12 protein-coding genes are annotated in these 16,530 nt (G+C 31.2%); 3 read left to right on the top strand and 9 right to left on the bottom strand.

All coding sequences use genetic code 11. The annotated features are described in order from the left end of the window. Nucleotides 1-165 precede the first annotated feature (165 nt). Together plsY and J5E45_RS02460 are read left to right on the top strand one after the other, a co-directional pair. Nucleotides 166-774 (top strand): glycerol-3-phosphate 1-O-acyltransferase PlsY, encoded by a 609-nt coding sequence (gene plsY / locus J5E45_RS02455; protein WP_039066634.1) that lies wholly within the window; start codon nt 166-168, stop codon nt 772-774. 293 nt (nt 775-1,067) lie between these two features. After that, on the top strand, nt 1,068-1,364 hold the full coding sequence (locus J5E45_RS02460) for a HesB/YadR/YfhF family protein (RefSeq protein WP_017724387.1): 297 nt from the start codon (nt 1,068-1,070) through the stop codon (nt 1,362-1,364). A 212-nt stretch (nt 1,365-1,576) separates the two neighbouring features. On the opposite strand, the gene menI is transcribed toward J5E45_RS02460, so the two are convergent. The 3 genes from menI to J5E45_RS02475 form a co-directional block, all read right to left on the bottom strand. Continuing rightward, the gene (gene menI / locus J5E45_RS02465; protein WP_039066635.1) at nt 1,577-2,035 is read right to left on the bottom strand and encodes a 1,4-dihydroxy-2-naphthoyl-CoA hydrolase MenI; all 459 of its coding nucleotides are present in this window, start codon (nt 2,033-2,035) and stop codon (nt 1,577-1,579) included. A 350-nt stretch (nt 2,036-2,385) separates the two neighbouring features. Continuing rightward, nucleotides 2,386-5,088 carry an aconitate hydratase AcnA gene (acnA, locus tag J5E45_RS02470; protein WP_069793118.1) on the bottom strand — a complete coding sequence of 901 codons (2,703 nt, stop codon included), beginning with the start codon at nt 5,086-5,088 and terminating at the stop codon, nt 2,386-2,388. 283 nt (nt 5,089-5,371) lie between these two features. Continuing rightward, nucleotides 5,372-7,015, bottom strand: coding sequence for a BCCT family transporter (locus tag J5E45_RS02475; protein ID WP_039066638.1), 1,644 nt, complete (start codon nt 7,013-7,015; stop codon nt 5,372-5,374). 204 nt (nt 7,016-7,219) lie between these two features. Between J5E45_RS02475 and mscL the strand changes: the two genes are divergently transcribed. Continuing rightward, nucleotides 7,220-7,573: a large conductance mechanosensitive channel protein MscL gene (gene mscL, locus J5E45_RS02480; protein ID WP_039066639.1), complete on the top strand. Its 354-nt coding sequence runs from the start codon at nt 7,220-7,222 to the stop codon at nt 7,571-7,573. Between the two features lie 125 nt (nt 7,574-7,698). Here mscL and sbcC read toward each other — a convergent pair whose 3' ends face one another. The 6 genes from sbcC to tkt form a co-directional block, all read right to left on the bottom strand. Further along, entirely contained in the window at nt 7,699-10,728 is a 3,030-nt protein-coding gene (sbcC, locus tag J5E45_RS02485) for an exonuclease subunit SbcC (protein ID WP_208181545.1), read from the bottom strand. Further along, the gene (gene sbcD, locus J5E45_RS02490) at nt 10,729-11,859 is read right to left on the bottom strand and encodes an exonuclease subunit SbcD (RefSeq protein WP_208181546.1); all 1,131 of its coding nucleotides are present in this window, start codon (nt 11,857-11,859) and stop codon (nt 10,729-10,731) included. A gap of 364 nt (nt 11,860-12,223) precedes the next feature. Beyond that, nucleotides 12,224-12,691: a CcdC family protein gene (locus J5E45_RS02495; RefSeq protein ID WP_039066643.1), complete on the bottom strand. Its 468-nt coding sequence runs from the start codon at nt 12,689-12,691 to the stop codon at nt 12,224-12,226. Nucleotides 12,692-12,935: 244 nt separating this feature from the next. Then, the gene (locus tag J5E45_RS02500; RefSeq protein WP_039066644.1) at nt 12,936-13,121 is read right to left on the bottom strand and encodes a hypothetical protein; all 186 of its coding nucleotides are present in this window, start codon (nt 13,119-13,121) and stop codon (nt 12,936-12,938) included. Nucleotides 13,122-14,082: 961 nt separating this feature from the next. Further along, the gene (locus J5E45_RS02505) at nt 14,083-14,322 is read right to left on the bottom strand and encodes a YneF family protein (RefSeq protein WP_039066645.1); all 240 of its coding nucleotides are present in this window, start codon (nt 14,320-14,322) and stop codon (nt 14,083-14,085) included. A 206-nt stretch (nt 14,323-14,528) separates the two neighbouring features. Next, complete coding sequence (gene tkt / locus J5E45_RS02510) at nt 14,529-16,517, bottom strand: transketolase (RefSeq protein WP_039066646.1); 1,989 nt, start codon at nt 16,515-16,517, stop codon at nt 14,529-14,531. Nucleotides 16,518-16,530: the final 13 nt, after the last annotated feature.

Below are 16,530 nucleotides of genomic sequence, written 5' to 3' on the forward strand. Positions count from 1 at the left end.
GTTTTTAAAACTATACATTAGTTATTCTTATATAAATCTTGATAAATTGCAAGTATCAAATCAATTTTCAATAGATAAATGCTTTTCATTTAAAATTTTTATTCGTATTATGATGGTCTTATGTGGTAAAATAATTTTAATGTCATTAAAGGATGTGGATTATATATGATGATTATAATCATGTTAATACTAAGTTACCTCATTGGTGCTTTTCCAAGTGGCTATGTAATAGGTAAATTATTTTTCAAAAAAGATATTCGACAATTTGGTAGTGGCAATACTGGCGCAACAAATAGCTTTAGAGTACTAGGAAAACCTACAGGGTTTTTAGTTACTTTTCTAGATATTTTTAAAGGATTTATTGTTGTCTTTTTCCCACTATGGTTGCCTGTTCATGCGGAAGGTACAATTAGTACATTTTTCACAAATGGACTTATCGTAGGTGCTTTCGCGATTCTAGGTCATGTATATCCAGTTTATCTTGGTTTTAAAGGCGGTAAAGCCGTTGCTACAAGTGCTGGTGTCATACTAGGAGTTAATCCTGTCTTATTATTAATATTAGCAGTAATTTTCTTTGGAATATTATATTTAACAAAGTATGTATCACTCTCAAGTATCATTGCATCAATTTGTTGTGTTATTGGTGCATTATTAATTCGAGATTATATCCTCTTTGTTGTTAGTATTGGTGTAGGCGTGCTACTGATAATTAGGCACCGTACTAATATTGTAAGAATATTTAAAGGTGAAGAGCCTAAAATAAAATGGATGTAACTATTACAAAAGTCGCAGTATAAAAACAAATAAACTTTTCAAACAAACGCTAAGCTGGGACATTAAGATGTTTCCAGCTTTTTAACATTGTATCTATTATACTACGTAAACAATGTTTTATCATGTATTTCTATAGTTCATATTTTCGTAAATCATTTATCGAAATTAATTGAAAAATTATGTTATACTACTTTTAACGTTACTCAAAGTGGGTAATATATAAATTACTAATGTAAAAATTAGTAACCAACGTTCATAAGTGAAAGCTTATGGATCGAAAGGAGACTTTTATTATGGAAATAGAACTTTCAGATAATGCTGTATCTTGGTTTAAGGAAGAACTAGATTTACCAGAAGATGACAAAGTCTTACAATTCTTTGTACGTTATGGCGGAGAATTCCAATTAAAACAAGGGTTTAGTCCCGCTTTCAGCGTAGACAAGAAAAATGACGTAGAAATTGGTTACGAAAACCATTACGATGGACTAGATGTCGTAATCGCTGAAAAAGATTTATGGTATTTTGAAGACCACAATTTATACATTGATGTTAGTAACAGTATTGATGAAATTTCATATGCCACTAAATAAATATTAAATTGTCCTATGGAGTTTTCTAATTCATTTGGCTTTAATTTTATTAATAAGCGTATGAAATATTTATACATTTTTAAATAAATCATGATATATAGTAATAAAAAAGCGTTCGGGTACCCCCAAACGCTTTTTTATTTAATTTAATTTTAGTATTGTTAATTCTCTTAAGCATTTCACTATACTAGTGATTTAATGCAACACCTACATTATATGCCTTTAATAACTTCTAAATTCTCGCCTAACTTATTTCTTTCAGCGACGTCGCTATAAACAGCGTGCCATTCAGGGAAATATCTATCTAATCGTATTGGCTTGAAATCTTCTTTTTTAATACAAGTCAATGTAGTTGATCCTGTGGTAGCTAATTCTCCCGCTTCATTATATATTTCGTAGCAATATACAGATCGTAATCTAGAATACTTTTCAACCCATGTTTTAATTTTTACCGTTTCTGGATAAAAAATTGATTTGATATATTTAATATCCAAATCAACAACTGGAGAAATGATACCTGAATCTTCCATGGCTTTATAACTAAAACCTAATTTAGAGATATAATCTGTACGCGCTACCTCAAACCAAGTTGGATAGTTACCATGATAAATCACACCCATTTGATCAGTCTCTGAATAGCGTGATTCAATTTGTGTCATACTGTAAATCATTATAAACGTCCTCTTTTCAATTGTTCATGTTATATATTATTTACTATTAAATATTAACATAAAAATTTCAGTATAGCATTTTACCAGTTTATCGCTTAGAATGCTGAGAAAAATTACTTATAACCTATTACCTATTCTATATTCATTTACCCTACGTCACTTAAAGATAATGCTATTTCAAAATATGGCTAATCTATCCGTAAATTTATAATATAGTTATAACTTTAAAGCAATGCATCATACACATATTTATACGTCTTTAATTATAATTTTGAGGCTGAGACATATCTATATATGCCTCAGCCTCGTCTAAATCTTTATTATTTAATTAATACTTCTAACCTTAAAAATTATTCAGCTAATTTATTTCTTAATACTAATTGAAGAATACCACCATGACGGTAATAATCCATTTCAACATTAGAATCGAAACGAGCCATTGCTTCAAACTCTATTACATCGCCGTTTTCTTTCTTAGCTTGTACTTTTACGAAATCATGCGGTTTTACATTTTCATCAATATCTACTGAAATAACTTCAGTACCATCGATACCAAGGCTATCCGCAGATTCGCCTTCTTTGAATTGTAATGGTAAAACACCCATCATTACTAAGTTTGAACGGTGAATACGTTCATAACTTTGTGCGATAACTGTTTTAACACCTAGTAAGTTTGTACCTTTAGCCGCCCAGTCACGAGATGAACCCATACCGTAATCATTACCAGCTAAAACAACTAAACCAGTGCCGTCTTCTTTGTATTTCATAGCAGCGTCAAATATTGGCATTTGTTCGCCTGTTGGCCAATAAGTTGTGAAACCACCTTCAGTGCCTGGTGCTAATTGGTTTTTAATACGGATATTCGCAAATGTACCACGTACCATTACTTCATGGTTACCACGACGAGAACCATACGAGTTAAATTGACGAATAGGAACGCCATGGTCAAGTAAATATTTACCTGCAGGCGTATCTTTACCAATTGCACCCGCTGGAGAAATATGGTCAGTTGTTACTGAATCTCCAAATTTACCCATAACTCTTAAGTCTTTTAATGAATCAATTGTGCCTGGTTCTTTAGAAAGACCTTGGAAGAATGAAGGATTTTGGATATAAGTTGATTCAGGATCAAAGTCATATAACGGTTGATCCGTAACATCAATTTCATTCCACATTTCATTATTATTATATACAGTTTCATATTCTTCTTTAAATAGTTTTGGAGTAACAACTGTATCAACAGTGTCTGAAACTTCTTTAATTGATGGCCAAATATCTTTTAAGTAAACATCTTCTCCATCTTTACCTTTACCAAGTGGTTCATTTTGTAAATCGATATCCACAGTTCCTGCTAGTGCATATGCAACAACTAATTGTGGTGAAGCTAAATAGTTAGCTTTAACTAATGGGTGGATACGACCTTCAAAGTTACGGTTACCTGATAATACAGAAGAAACAAGTAAATCTTCGTCAGCAATTGCTTTTTCAATTTCTTCTAGTAATGGACCAGAGTTACCGATACAAGTTGTACAACCATAACCAACAAGGTTAAAGCCTAAATCATCAAGATATTCAGTTAAGCCTGAATCTCTTAAATATCCAGTAACAACTTTAGAACCTGGCGCTAATGATGTTTTAACATATTCAGGGACTTTCAACCCTTTTTCTACCGCTTTCTTAGCAACTAGCCCTGCACCTAACATAACATATGGGTTAGATGTATTTGTACATGATGTAATCGCTGCAATCGCTAAATCACCAGTTTTCATTGTAGTTGATGTACCATCCTTGAATTCGATTGTTGCAGTTTTATCGAATTCACTTTCATCAAAACCGTGACCCTGGTTACCTGCTGGTGCAGTAACTGATTTTTCAAATTCTTTCTTCATGTCGCTTAAGAAAATTAAATCTTGCGGACGTTTTGGTCCTGATAATGATGGTTCAACAGTAGATAAATCTAATTCAACTACATCAGTATATTCAGGGTCCTCTTTTTCAACAGTAAAGAACATGCTATTTTCTTCTAAATATTTTTTCACTAGATCAATTTGTTCATCAGTACGTCCTGTTAGGCGCATGTATTTTAATGCTTCTTCGTCTACTGGGAAGAAACCACAAGTAGCACCATATTCTGGTGCCATGTTAGCAATTGTTGCACGGTCTGCTAATGGTAAGTGTTGTACACCTGGACCAAAGAACTCAACAAATTTTCCAACTACACCTTTTTTACGTAATTCTTGAGTTACACGTAAAGCTAAATCTGTTGCAGTCGCACCTTGAGGTAATGCGTTAGATAATCTAACACCGATTACTTCAGGAATTGGGAAATATGATGGTTGACCAAGCATACCAGCTTCAGCTTCAATACCACCTACACCCCAACCTAATACACCAAGACCATTAATCATTGTTGTATGTGAGTCAGTACCTACTAATGTATCAGGGAAAGCTACTGTTTCTCCATCTACATCACGTGCATGAACAACATTAGCTAGATATTCTAAGTTCACTTGGTGAACAATACCAGTTGCTGGTGGTACAGCGCTATAATTGTTAAATGCTTTTGTAGCCCAATTTAAAAATTGATAACGTTCATAGTTTCTTTCAAACTCTAATTTCATATTGCGCTCTAATGCGTCTGGATTTGCATAGCTATCAACTTGAACTGAGTGGTCAATAACTAAATCTACAGGTACTTCAGGATTAATTTTATTTAAATCTCCACCTACATCATTCATTGCTTTACGTAATGACGCCAAGTCAACAACTGCAGGTACACCTGTAAAGTCTTGTAAGATAACACGAGAAGGTTTGAAAGGTACTTCGCCTTCAGTTCCATTAGTAAATTCTGATAACGCTTTAATATGTTCATCAGTAATTACAAAGCCATCCTCTTGTCTTAATACAGATTCTAGTAATACTCTAATTGAATATGGCAATTTTGAAACTTTCGTTAAACCTTGTTCTTCTAAAGTATTCAAATCATAAAAAGTATATGATTTGCCATTTAACTCGAACGATTTTTTCGATTGTTGTTTGATATTAGAAGCCATATAAATCCCCCTTGAAATTTTTGTAATATATATGCCGTTATTTAAATTGTATAATTATATGTGCTTTAAAACAACTAGCTAGGGCAAGAAACATCTATAATTTAGATTTGAATTTTCAATCAGTATGTATAAGGAAAACTTATCTTAACTTTGGTGTGTAATAAGTTATTATTATCAATTGAGAATCATTATCAACCTTTCGTCACATGTTCCTCATTATATTTTATAAATAAAAAAAGCTGAGTATCCAAATGGATACTCAACTTTATATTCTAAAGCGATTTTATTGATCTGCTTTTTCTGCATTTCTAAGTGGTTTACGTTGTTCAATAATATCGTCTTCATAATCTTCTTGTTGATGCTGTAAGTAATCTTGTAATCTATGTTTATTAGGCGTCAATGTTAAACCTAAGAATTTACGTTCTTGGTTAGCATCTTTATAGAATGAAATCATCATCATTATTACTACAAATGAGAATGGCAAGGCACTTATAATGGCGGCACTTTGAATTGCGTTCAGTGCTTCCGCGCCGTTTCCTCCACCTGCAAATAGTAATACAAAGGCGATTAGCGATTGTGCAGCGCCCCACGTCAATTTGACAACATTTGATGGCTCTAATGAACCATAAGTTGTTTGCATACCTAATACAAATGTTGCAGAGTCTGCCGATGTAATAAAGAATGATGCAATTAATACTAAAGTTACAATAGATAATATCATTCCAATTGGCATTTCATGAAATACTCCGAAAAGTTGTGTTTCAGCAGTCATATCAAATAATTCTGGATTTTTCTTACCAGTTTCAATGCCTAATACGCCAAACACACTGAACCAAACGAAACTTATAAGTGTCGGTACTAACAGTACGCCACCAATAAATTCACGTATAGAACGTCCTTTAGATACACGCGCAATAAAAATACCTACGAATGGACTCCAACTTAACCACCAACCCCAATAGTAAAGTGTCCAACTAGACATCCATTCACGTTTTTGAGGGTTTTGTGCCGCTGTATCAAATGTATTTAATAAGAATGAGTTTAACAAACTCCCTGTTGAACTTGTCATCATATTCAAAATCAATACTGTCGGACCAATAATGAGCACAGCAATCATCAAGATTGCACCTAAACTAATGTTTAAGTTACTTAAATACTGAATACCTTTACTCAGTCCAGACCAAGCACTCATCATAAATAAGATTGTTACTACAACTATGATTATAGCTTGTACCCAAACATTGTTTGGTATACCGAATAAGTAATTAAGACCTCCATTAATTTGTAACGCGCCCATACCTAGTGATACGGCCACACCTACTACTGTAGCAAATACAGCAAGTACATCAATGATTGTCCCAATTGGTCCTTCAACTTTGTTACCTAAGATAGGACGTAATGTTCTTGAAATAAGTCCTGGTTCGCCTTTTCTAAATTGAGCGTAAGCTAGTGCTAATGCAACAACACCATATATTGCCCATGCATGGAATCCCCAATGGAAAAATGTTGAACGTAATGCTTCTGTATATGCTGCTGTTGTTTTTGGATCTGCATTTGGCGGAGCTGCAAAATCAGCCATTGGTTCTGCTGCACCGTAGAATACAAGTCCAATCCCCATACCAGCACTGAATAACATCGCAAACCATGAAATTGTGTTAAATTCAGGTTTGTCATTTGGTTTACCTAATTTTAATTTCCCAATAGGGCTGAAAATTAGAAATACACAGAAGAAAACTATAAACGTTGTAAGAATTAAGTAATACCATCCAAGTTTATCTGTAATCCATAGTTTAATCGTATTCGTAACATAATCAAATTGTCCCGGTAAAACTGCACCAATAATAACAACAATTGCTACGATAATCGCACTATAGATAAAAACAGGAGATATCTTCTTACCATCAGGTTGGTTACTAGAAGAATTCATAATTAATTACTCCCTTTCTTATCCTATTAAATTTTCAAGCCAAATAGAACTTTCATTTTTCAAAAAGATTCTATTTAAGTATTAACCACGTATTAGAATAACAAAACAATGCATTAATATCAAATTTCATTAAAAAAACTATTCTCTTACTTTTAAATATATTGTATAATAATCTTTAAAATTAAATAAAAGGGAGTTTACCATATGTTTCAAGAGTTTAAAGAATTTGCATTAAAAGGCAATGTCTTAGATTTAGCGGTAGCTGTAGTTATGGGAGCAGCATTCAACAAAATTGTTACAGCTTTAGTTTCATTTATCATTATGCCATTAATCGGATTGATTTTTGGTACAGTTGATTTCGCTGAGAGCTGGTCATTCATGGGAATTAAATACGGTATGTTCGTTCAGTCAATCATAGATTTTATCATTATTGCATTCGCATTATTTATTTTTGTGAAGATTGCGAATACGCTAATGAAAAAAGAAGAAGAAGAAGAAATCGAAGAGAATACAGTTTTACTTACTGAAATTCGTGATTTATTACGTGAAAAAAATTAATTTAATATACTAAAAAAACGAGAGTCCTAGCAGAATAAAAACTACTAGAACTCTTTTTATTTATCTTATTTCATTAAAATCTTTATACTTTTTTATTTTGAAAACGTGTTGCCACATAATATTACTTATTGTTTCTTAAAAGTTGTCACACTTTGATATTGTTCCGTAACCACTTCTAAAATGAGTGGAATTCTTTGTTTCAATTCACTTACATGTGAAATAATGCCCACCATTCTGCCTGTAGATTTTAAACTTAACAGTGTATCTAAAGCTGTTTCTAAAGTTTCTTGATCTAATGTTCCAAATCCTTCATCGACAAACATAGAATCTAGTGCAATACCACCTGACTCTTGTTGAACAATTTCACTTAAGCCTAATGCTAAAGCTAAAGAAGCTTGGAAGGTTTCCCCTCCAGATAATGAGCTAATATGCCTAGATTGATTAGAGTGTGCATCAAAAACATCAATCTCAAGTCCACTGTATCCTTGTGAAACCTGTGACTTACGTACTAGTTGATAGCGTTGACCCGTCATTAAAGATAAACGTTGATTGGCTTGCGCAAGGATTCTTTCTAAATAATAAATCAAAACGTAATTTTCTAATGTTAATTTTTGTTCATTTTTCCCCGCTAAAATTTCTGCTAATTGAAAAATTTCTTGTTGTGTTTTTAATTCACTTTCTAATTTACCAATTATTTCTTTTATTTCACTGATTTTTTTATTATTAAATGTGATTTTATATTCATGTTGACTCAATTCAGAAGAGATTAATTCAAACGCTTGCTGCTGTTGTTCGAAAGCTTCAGTTAGTTGTTGTGTATCTTCTAATTTTTTATCAGAAATTTCATCTTTTAGTTGCGAAATAACTAATTCAAAAGATTGTTTTGATTTATTAAATTCAGTTATTTCATTTTCTAGTGATTCTTTTTCTTTAACTTTAGAAACTGTATTATATACTTGTTCTATGTCTGTGAAACCAATCCGATTCATTTCATCGTCAATTTTCACATTTATATTATTGATTTCTTGTTCAATTTCAGACGAGCTATTATTTAAATGATTTTTGTTATTTTGTTCTAAAGCAAGTTCACTCTTGTATTGTTGTATGCTATTTTCCAATTCTTCCAAGTTTTTTTCATATTTTTCTATTTCACTTTGATAGTTTTCAAATATTTTTATAAAAGCATCTACATTAGTAAAACCTGTAGTATTTTCAAAATCATTTATAGCTATTTCATTTTCTTTCAAGTTATGTTGTTTAGTTTTCTTATCTAATTCTAACTGATGGAATTGTTGTTCATATTGTTGTTGTAATTCTTTTAATTCAACAATCTCTTCATTTTCTTTTTCAATCTTTTGTTTTTGCGCTATTTTTTTCTTAACTTCTGTTTCAAGTTCATGATAATTTGTATTTTCTAGTTTCTCTTTATCAAATTTCGCCAACTGTTCTTCAATATAATTTAGTTCACTTTCAACTTTAATTTTATCTTCAGTTGTAGCATTTTTCTTTTGTTCTAATTGAGCAAGACTTTGGTGACGTGCAGTTAAATCATCAAAATCAATATGTTGCGTTATAGTATGTACTTGATTACCACAAATTGGGCATGTGTCTCCAACATTTATTGCTGATTGCAAAGTACTAATCAAATCTTGCTTATTATTTAAATCTATACTTGTTTTATCTATTTTTTTATAAGCAACCGTTAGCTGTTGAAGCTCATCATTTAACTTTTCACTGTAATTTGCTTTTTGATGTTTTCTTTCTTGTAATTGTAGGTATTCTTTTTTATCAAGTTCATTTTGCTTTAGTACTGCAACTTCATTATTTAAACTGTAAATTGTTTCATTTATTTGTTCTATTTTCTTATAATTCGGTACCCTGCCGTTTATTTTTCCTTTAATTTCTTCTAATTGCTGTATTAGTGCTTCTAGCTTTGTTTGAAGTGATGCAAAACCTTCTTGAAGTGATTGTTGCTCTTCATAAGCCACTTTGTACTTTTGAGATCTCTCAAAGAAAAGTTTCGTTTTTTCAATAAAGTTTTTACTATCTGTTATTTTTTCTGACTCATTTTTATGTGCATCTAACTGTTCATCTGCTTTTTTTATTTGAATTTCAAGCTCTGAAATAATTTCTTTTTTCTCATTGATATCTTCTTTTATTTTTTGTTGTTTTGTATATAATTTATCTTTAGATTCTAATAAATTAGCAATTGGCCTTACCTCATTAATTGCATTCAATCGCTTAATTTTTTCATTTATATCATTTTCTTGAGTTAATAATTGCTCATAATTTTGTTGATTTTCTGCTAATTTATTTAATGTTTCTTCTAATTTTTGATTATTTTTCAAACAAGCTTCAGCATCATTTAGTTTAGTTTTATGTTCATCCTTTTGTTGTTTTAATTTATTTTGCTTTTGCTTTGCTTTTTCATCAAATACATCTAATACTTCAAGCACCTGATTTGTTTGTCTTGGGTTAATGGATTTATATTCAATTAATGTTTCATCATTGAACGTTTCTAAATCCAACCAATTTGTTTCTAATAAATGATATCTCTGTTCTATTTGTCCTCTAACTTCTTTAACATCTTCAGATAAGTTTTTTTGTATTTCTTCAAAACGCTGGCTATTAAAAAGTGTCCTTAATATTTCTTGTTTTTCAGAGCTTTTTGATAATAAAAATCTTTTAAATTCGCCTTGAGGTAAAATAAATAGCTGTCTAAATTGTTCAGCATTCACGCCCAACAATTCTTTAATAAATTGATTACCATTTGTTATTTTACTTTCCCTAAGTCCATATGTTTCAGCTTCCATTTCATACACGGCAAGCTGACCAAGCGTTTTGTTTTTATTACCCTCTTTGACAAATGCACCTTGTCTTTTTATTTTGAAATATTGATTCCTTAATTTGAATTCAAATTCTACTATCATAGGCTTTTTACTTTCAGCAAAATGACTTCTTAAATCACTCTCTTTTCTATCTTTTGTAGAAGCTTCTCCAAATAAAGCGTAAACGATAGCGTCAAAAATCATAGTTTTTCCTGAACCAGTTTTACCGCTAATTAAAAACAATTGATTATTATTCACATGATTAAAATCAATTGTTTCATTTAAAAAAGGACCAAAATTATTTAATTTAAGTGTCATCGGTCTCATTTAATTAGAACCTCCTTCTAACATTGCACGCATGACATACTCAATTTTTTGCTTTTGATTGGTGGTTAATTGTTCATCCGTTATACTTTGATAAAAATTATCTATAATAGTTCCATCATCAAGCTTTTGTATTTCAATATTTTCATGATACATCGATGTATTAAATTCAAAGGTTTGATTAGTCAGTGATAGTGTATTCGGATAAATTTGTTTTAAATGCATCATCGGATCATTCACATGTGACATATGCTTTAATTTAAAATGCATATAATTTTCTTTATTTTTAACTTTTAATTTTTCTTGTATTGCATCCTCATAATCTCCTTCTATTACTTCCAATTGTCTCAAAGGCTTCAAAGGTATAAATTTATCTTTTATATCATTTTCATTTATTTCAATAATTCTATAACCTTTAGGCTGATTTACTTCTGAAAATGAGTATTGTAATATAGATCCACTATAATTTATAAAATTTGAGTCAATACTGAATGGATGGTGTAAATGGCCTAATAGTACTCTATCGAATTGCTGAAATACCTTTTCCTCAACTGATTCTACTGTTCCAATTGTTAATGGTCTCTCAGAATCTGAACGTATACCGCCTTGCACCGTTAAATGGCCTATGAACATATTTATTCTATGTTCATCAATTACTTCATTCATTTTCTTCAAAGCATGTGCAAGTGCCTGTTGATGCGTTTCAATTTCTTCATCATCGAAGTAGTATTGCATTTCATTAATTGTTGCAAATGGTAATGTATAAAAGTCTACATCACCTATTGAAATAGGATTTTGCATATCATTCAAACTCGTACGAATATACATATTTGATTTTTCAAACCATTTAGCACCATAATTCAATCTTTCTTTACTATCATGGTTGCCACTAATTAAAATTAATGGGATATTCATTTCAAGATTCAAGACATCAATCGTATGCTCCAACAACTGAATTGTATTTTTATTAGGATAACTCGTGTCGTATAAATCGCCAGCGACTACAATTACATCAGGTTGTTCTTTACGCATCGCCTCAATAAATTGTTCTAATATGTATGATTGATCTTCTAACAATGATTTACCATTTAAAATTCTACCTAAATGCCAATCGGCCGTATGTACAATTTTCACGTCAACACTTCCTTTCAGAACGTTAGTTCGTTATTTTATTATATTATCATCTATTATACTTCAAGCATATTAAAAATGAAGGGAGTAGCCGAGAAATCCAATTTATTTAAATAAACTTAGCCTTTATTTCCCCTATATAAATGACTAGGGTTAAAAGGGATGAAGGAAAAGATTTATCTGTGCATACGCTCTTGTATAATCACTGATAATTTTCAAAAGTGGAACACCTGAGTAATGACTCATGTGTAAGAGCCACTAACTTAATAAATTAAGAAGTCCTCTTTAAAGAAGTCCTCTTTAAGTTACTGCCAATATAAAAATTAAGGCTGAAACAATTAAAATTTGTCCCAGCCTCACATATAACTTATTGTATTAAAGTTCTTTTCACTTTTTTATATTTGTATAACATCGCTAAACGCCAAGGTACAATCATACAAAATGCAAGCAAGAAAAACATTCCCGCAATTTCTCCAGGATCTATCTGATTACTTATAAATATTTTAATAATAGTACGTACTAAAAGTAACGTTATAAGAATTATAGGAAAGGCTTTTGAACGTTTCATATAAATTTCACTACCTTGTGTTTCAAACCTGGATGTCCAAATTAAAATTGTAGAAAATAAAACACCCAGAATAATACATTCTATTATTTCAAAACCAGTTAATCTAAAGTATGGAACAACGTACATTAATGCGCCCGTTGCCATAAAAAAAGGAGGTAATATAATTTTCTTTTCATTTACTGGAAAATGTTGTGCTTTCATCCGAACAATTATAACACCAATTCCCATTAGAAATGCAAATACAATTGAAAATATTAAATACAACATGCTTACACCTACTTTAAGTTTCTACAAGATGATATTCACTTTGGTTAGTATATCATTTAAATTAATAATAATCAGTATTTGTACGCTCATTTTTATTTACTATTAATCATTAGCATATATATTATATCTTAGCATTTTTTACATTGCTAAAAAATAAACATAGTTCATTCAAATATCATTATAAATACAAATAAAAGTACGATAAGATAAGCCTTTTTAAAAGCTCATCTTATCGTACTTTTATTTAATAAGCATGTGTTTGGTTACATGCCGATAATGCATCATTTAAAGTGTATCTAAGATAATTCATATCATGAATTTGCATCGCATTATGATATTTCTTAAATGCTTCATCGGTCGGAAAGTTAATATGCATATTTGCTAGTCGATCAAGTACTTCTTTATCTTCCATGTCATAAGCATCCTTCACTTATCGATACCTCCCTTATATATCCATTATAACAAATCATATTTGAGAATCAATTATTTTCTGAATATTTCAATAAATTAATACAGCTATATTATTATATAAACTTAATACCAATACTTTCAAATACAAAATCATTAAAACAAAGTTTTATTATTTACTTTTCTTTATACAACTACATTTAAGTAACATTATTTAAAATATAATCGTAAAATATTGATTAACGTAAAATAGAACAGTAAAATGAATTTTTTACTGTCTATGTATAATGATTATAATATTTCGTTATTAATTTAGATAAATAAGCAACCAAATCCTTATAAATTCAAAATTTGAGCACTTTTATTAACTTTCAAAAATTACATCATTCCCCTATAAATGAATCACTTACTTTTCATATTCTTTTTTTCTAATATAAAATATGATAATAATAACCTATATAGCCTAAAACACAATTTTCTCAATCATATTTTCAGGCATTGAAACAATGTAAAATGCTAGGAGCGATGTAAATTCTTTTACTTGTATCTACATTGGTAAATGCTAGTGAACTTGCAAAAACTCCAAGACTATCCGCGACAGGTCCACCAATTAAATTTGATATTAGAGTAATAGCACCAGTACCTACTATGATTTTAATTTAAAACGTTAAACGTTTTTCTTGCTACTGCTTTTGCCTTTTGATTGGCGTCATATTTTTCAAGATCAATTGTTTTATATTTTCTAATAATTGGTTAACTTCTTCATTTGGTTGTAAATTTTTTGATCTATAGACTAAAATTACACCTATAGTTTAGGTGTGCTGAAAATGTTTTATATAAATTAATATACGATAATTCAGTGAATAATTGAATCTTTCTTATAAGCAGCTAATTCAACCATAATGTATATAAATTATATAACCTTAAAAAATAAGAGCTGATAACTACTTAATACAAGTAGCTGTCAGCCCTTTAATAACACCTTATTTAGGTTTTTTCATTTGTTCTTGTTGATTTTTATTCATCATCGTCATCATTTGATTAATTTTCTTTTGAGATGGTTTTTGACCCATTTGCATCATCATCATACGTAGCATCTCTTCATTAATTGGTGGGTTCTTTTTAAGATAATCCATCATATATTTTCTTGCAAGGAAAAATCCACCGACTAATCCTAGAATTAGTGCTAACACGATTAATAATATTGCTAACCAAGTTGCCATTGTTTCACCCACTTTCCTATCCTAATGAATTTTACTAAAATTAGCGCCCCTTTTCAAGAGCAACTCAATTAATATAACGTTTCGACTTATGTATTATACCAATTAAAAAATAACTTTGTAAATATAAGTATATTTTGTTATCAAAAATAAAAATTGGTATGAGAACCTAGGCTCTCATACCAACAAATTAAGCTTAGTTACATAAATTAAAATGTTTGAATTTGATTCAATACATTTTCTTTTGTGAAGCCATATTTTTCAACAACTAAGTCTCCAGGCGCACTAGCACCGAAACCGTCGATACCGATAACTTTACCTTCAGTACCTACATACTTATGCCAACCAAGTGGTGAAGCCATTTCAATAGCTACACGTTTAGTAATTGATGATGGCATTACTGATTCTTTATATTCAGCAGTTTGTTGATCGAATGCATTCCAGTTTGGCATAGATACAACGCGTACACCTTTACCTTGTGCTTCTAAGTCTTTAGCCGCTTCGACTGCTAAGTTAACTTCGGAACCAGTAGCTAATAATAAGAATTCTGGCGCTTTATCGGATTCAAATACTACATAAGCACCTTTACGTACACCCTCTTCTACTGTTTCTTTTGGTAAATCCATAGTAGTAAGATTTTGACGAGTTAAAACAAGTGAAGTTGGTGTATCTTCAGATTCTAATGCTACTTCCCAAGCTACACGAGTTTCGTTACCATCCGCTGGGCGAATAACATTCATGTTTGGAATAGCACGTAAACCAGCTAGTTGTTCAATTGGTTCATGTGTTGGACCATCTTCACCAACTGCAATTGAATCATGTGTAAAGATAAATGTTGAGTTTAATCCCATGATTGATGAAAGACGTAAAGCTGGTTTTAGGTAGTCGCTAAATACGAAGAAAGTTGCACCGTATGGGTGTAAACCACCATGCGCAGCCATACCATTTACTGCAGCGCCCATTGCAAATTCACGAACACCAAACCAAATATTTTTACCTTCTGGTGTATCTTTATCAAAATCTGTTGCATCTTTTACATTTGATTTATTTGAACCAGCTAAGTCAGCTGAACCACCAAAGAATGACGGTACAGTTTTGCTTAAAGTTTGAATTACTTCACCAGAGTCAGCACGTGAAGCACCACTATGCCCAGCTTCAAAGTGTGGTAACTCATCTCTATAGTTTTCTGGTAATTTACCACTGATAGCCAATTTAAATTCTTCAGCTAATTCAGGATATTTATTACTATATTCTTCAACAAGTTTATTCCATGCTTCTTCTTTTTCGTTAGCACGTTTCAACATACTTTGTTGGAAAATTTCATAAACTTCTTCTGGAACATTGAAACGTTTTTCAGGGTCTAAACCATAGTTCTCAAGCGCTAATTTTCTTTCATCTTCACCAAGAGGTGCACCGTGAACACCATGTGAAGCTTGTTTATTAGGCGCACCATAACCAATAATTGTTTTAATTTCAATAATTGTTGGTACATCTTGAGATTTAGCTTCTTCAATCGCTTTATCAATTGCGTCTAAATCATTACCCTCTTCAACTAAAATGTGTTTCCAACCATAGGCTTCAAAACGGCCTTTAACATCTTCAGAAAAGGCTTTATTTAAATCTCCGTCTAATGAGATATCATTTGAATCATATAAAACAATCAATTTGTCTAATTGGTTATGTCCTGCTAATGAAGCTGCTTCGTGAGAAACACCTTCCATTAAATCGCCATCTGAAGCGATTACATATGTGTAATGGTCAACAACTTTAGCATCTTCTTTATTAAATTTACCTGCTAGATGCTTTTCAGCCATAGCCATACCAACAGACATAGCGAAACCTTGTCCAAGTGGACCAGTTGTAACTTCTACACCATCAGTGTGTTTAAACTCTGGATGTCCTGGCGTTTTAGAACCCCATTGTCTGAATTCTTTTAATTCTTCTAATTCTAAGCTACCTGAAACATGTAATAAGCTATATAATAGCGCAGAACCATGTCCAGCTGATAATACAAAACGATCTCTATCAAAGAAATTTTTTGATTGGGGATTAAAATTCAAGTGGCGTGTCCATAACGTGTATGCCATAGGAGCAGCACCCATTGGTAATCCAGGGTGTCCTGAATTTGCTTGTTCAACTGCATCGATACTTAGCGCTCTAATCGTATCTACCGCTAATTGATCTTTTTCTTTATTCATCTAAATGACTTCC

It is taken from the genome of Staphylococcus shinii (assembly GCF_017583065.1).
Taxonomy (GTDB): Bacteria; Bacillota; Bacilli; order Staphylococcales; family Staphylococcaceae; genus Staphylococcus; species Staphylococcus shinii.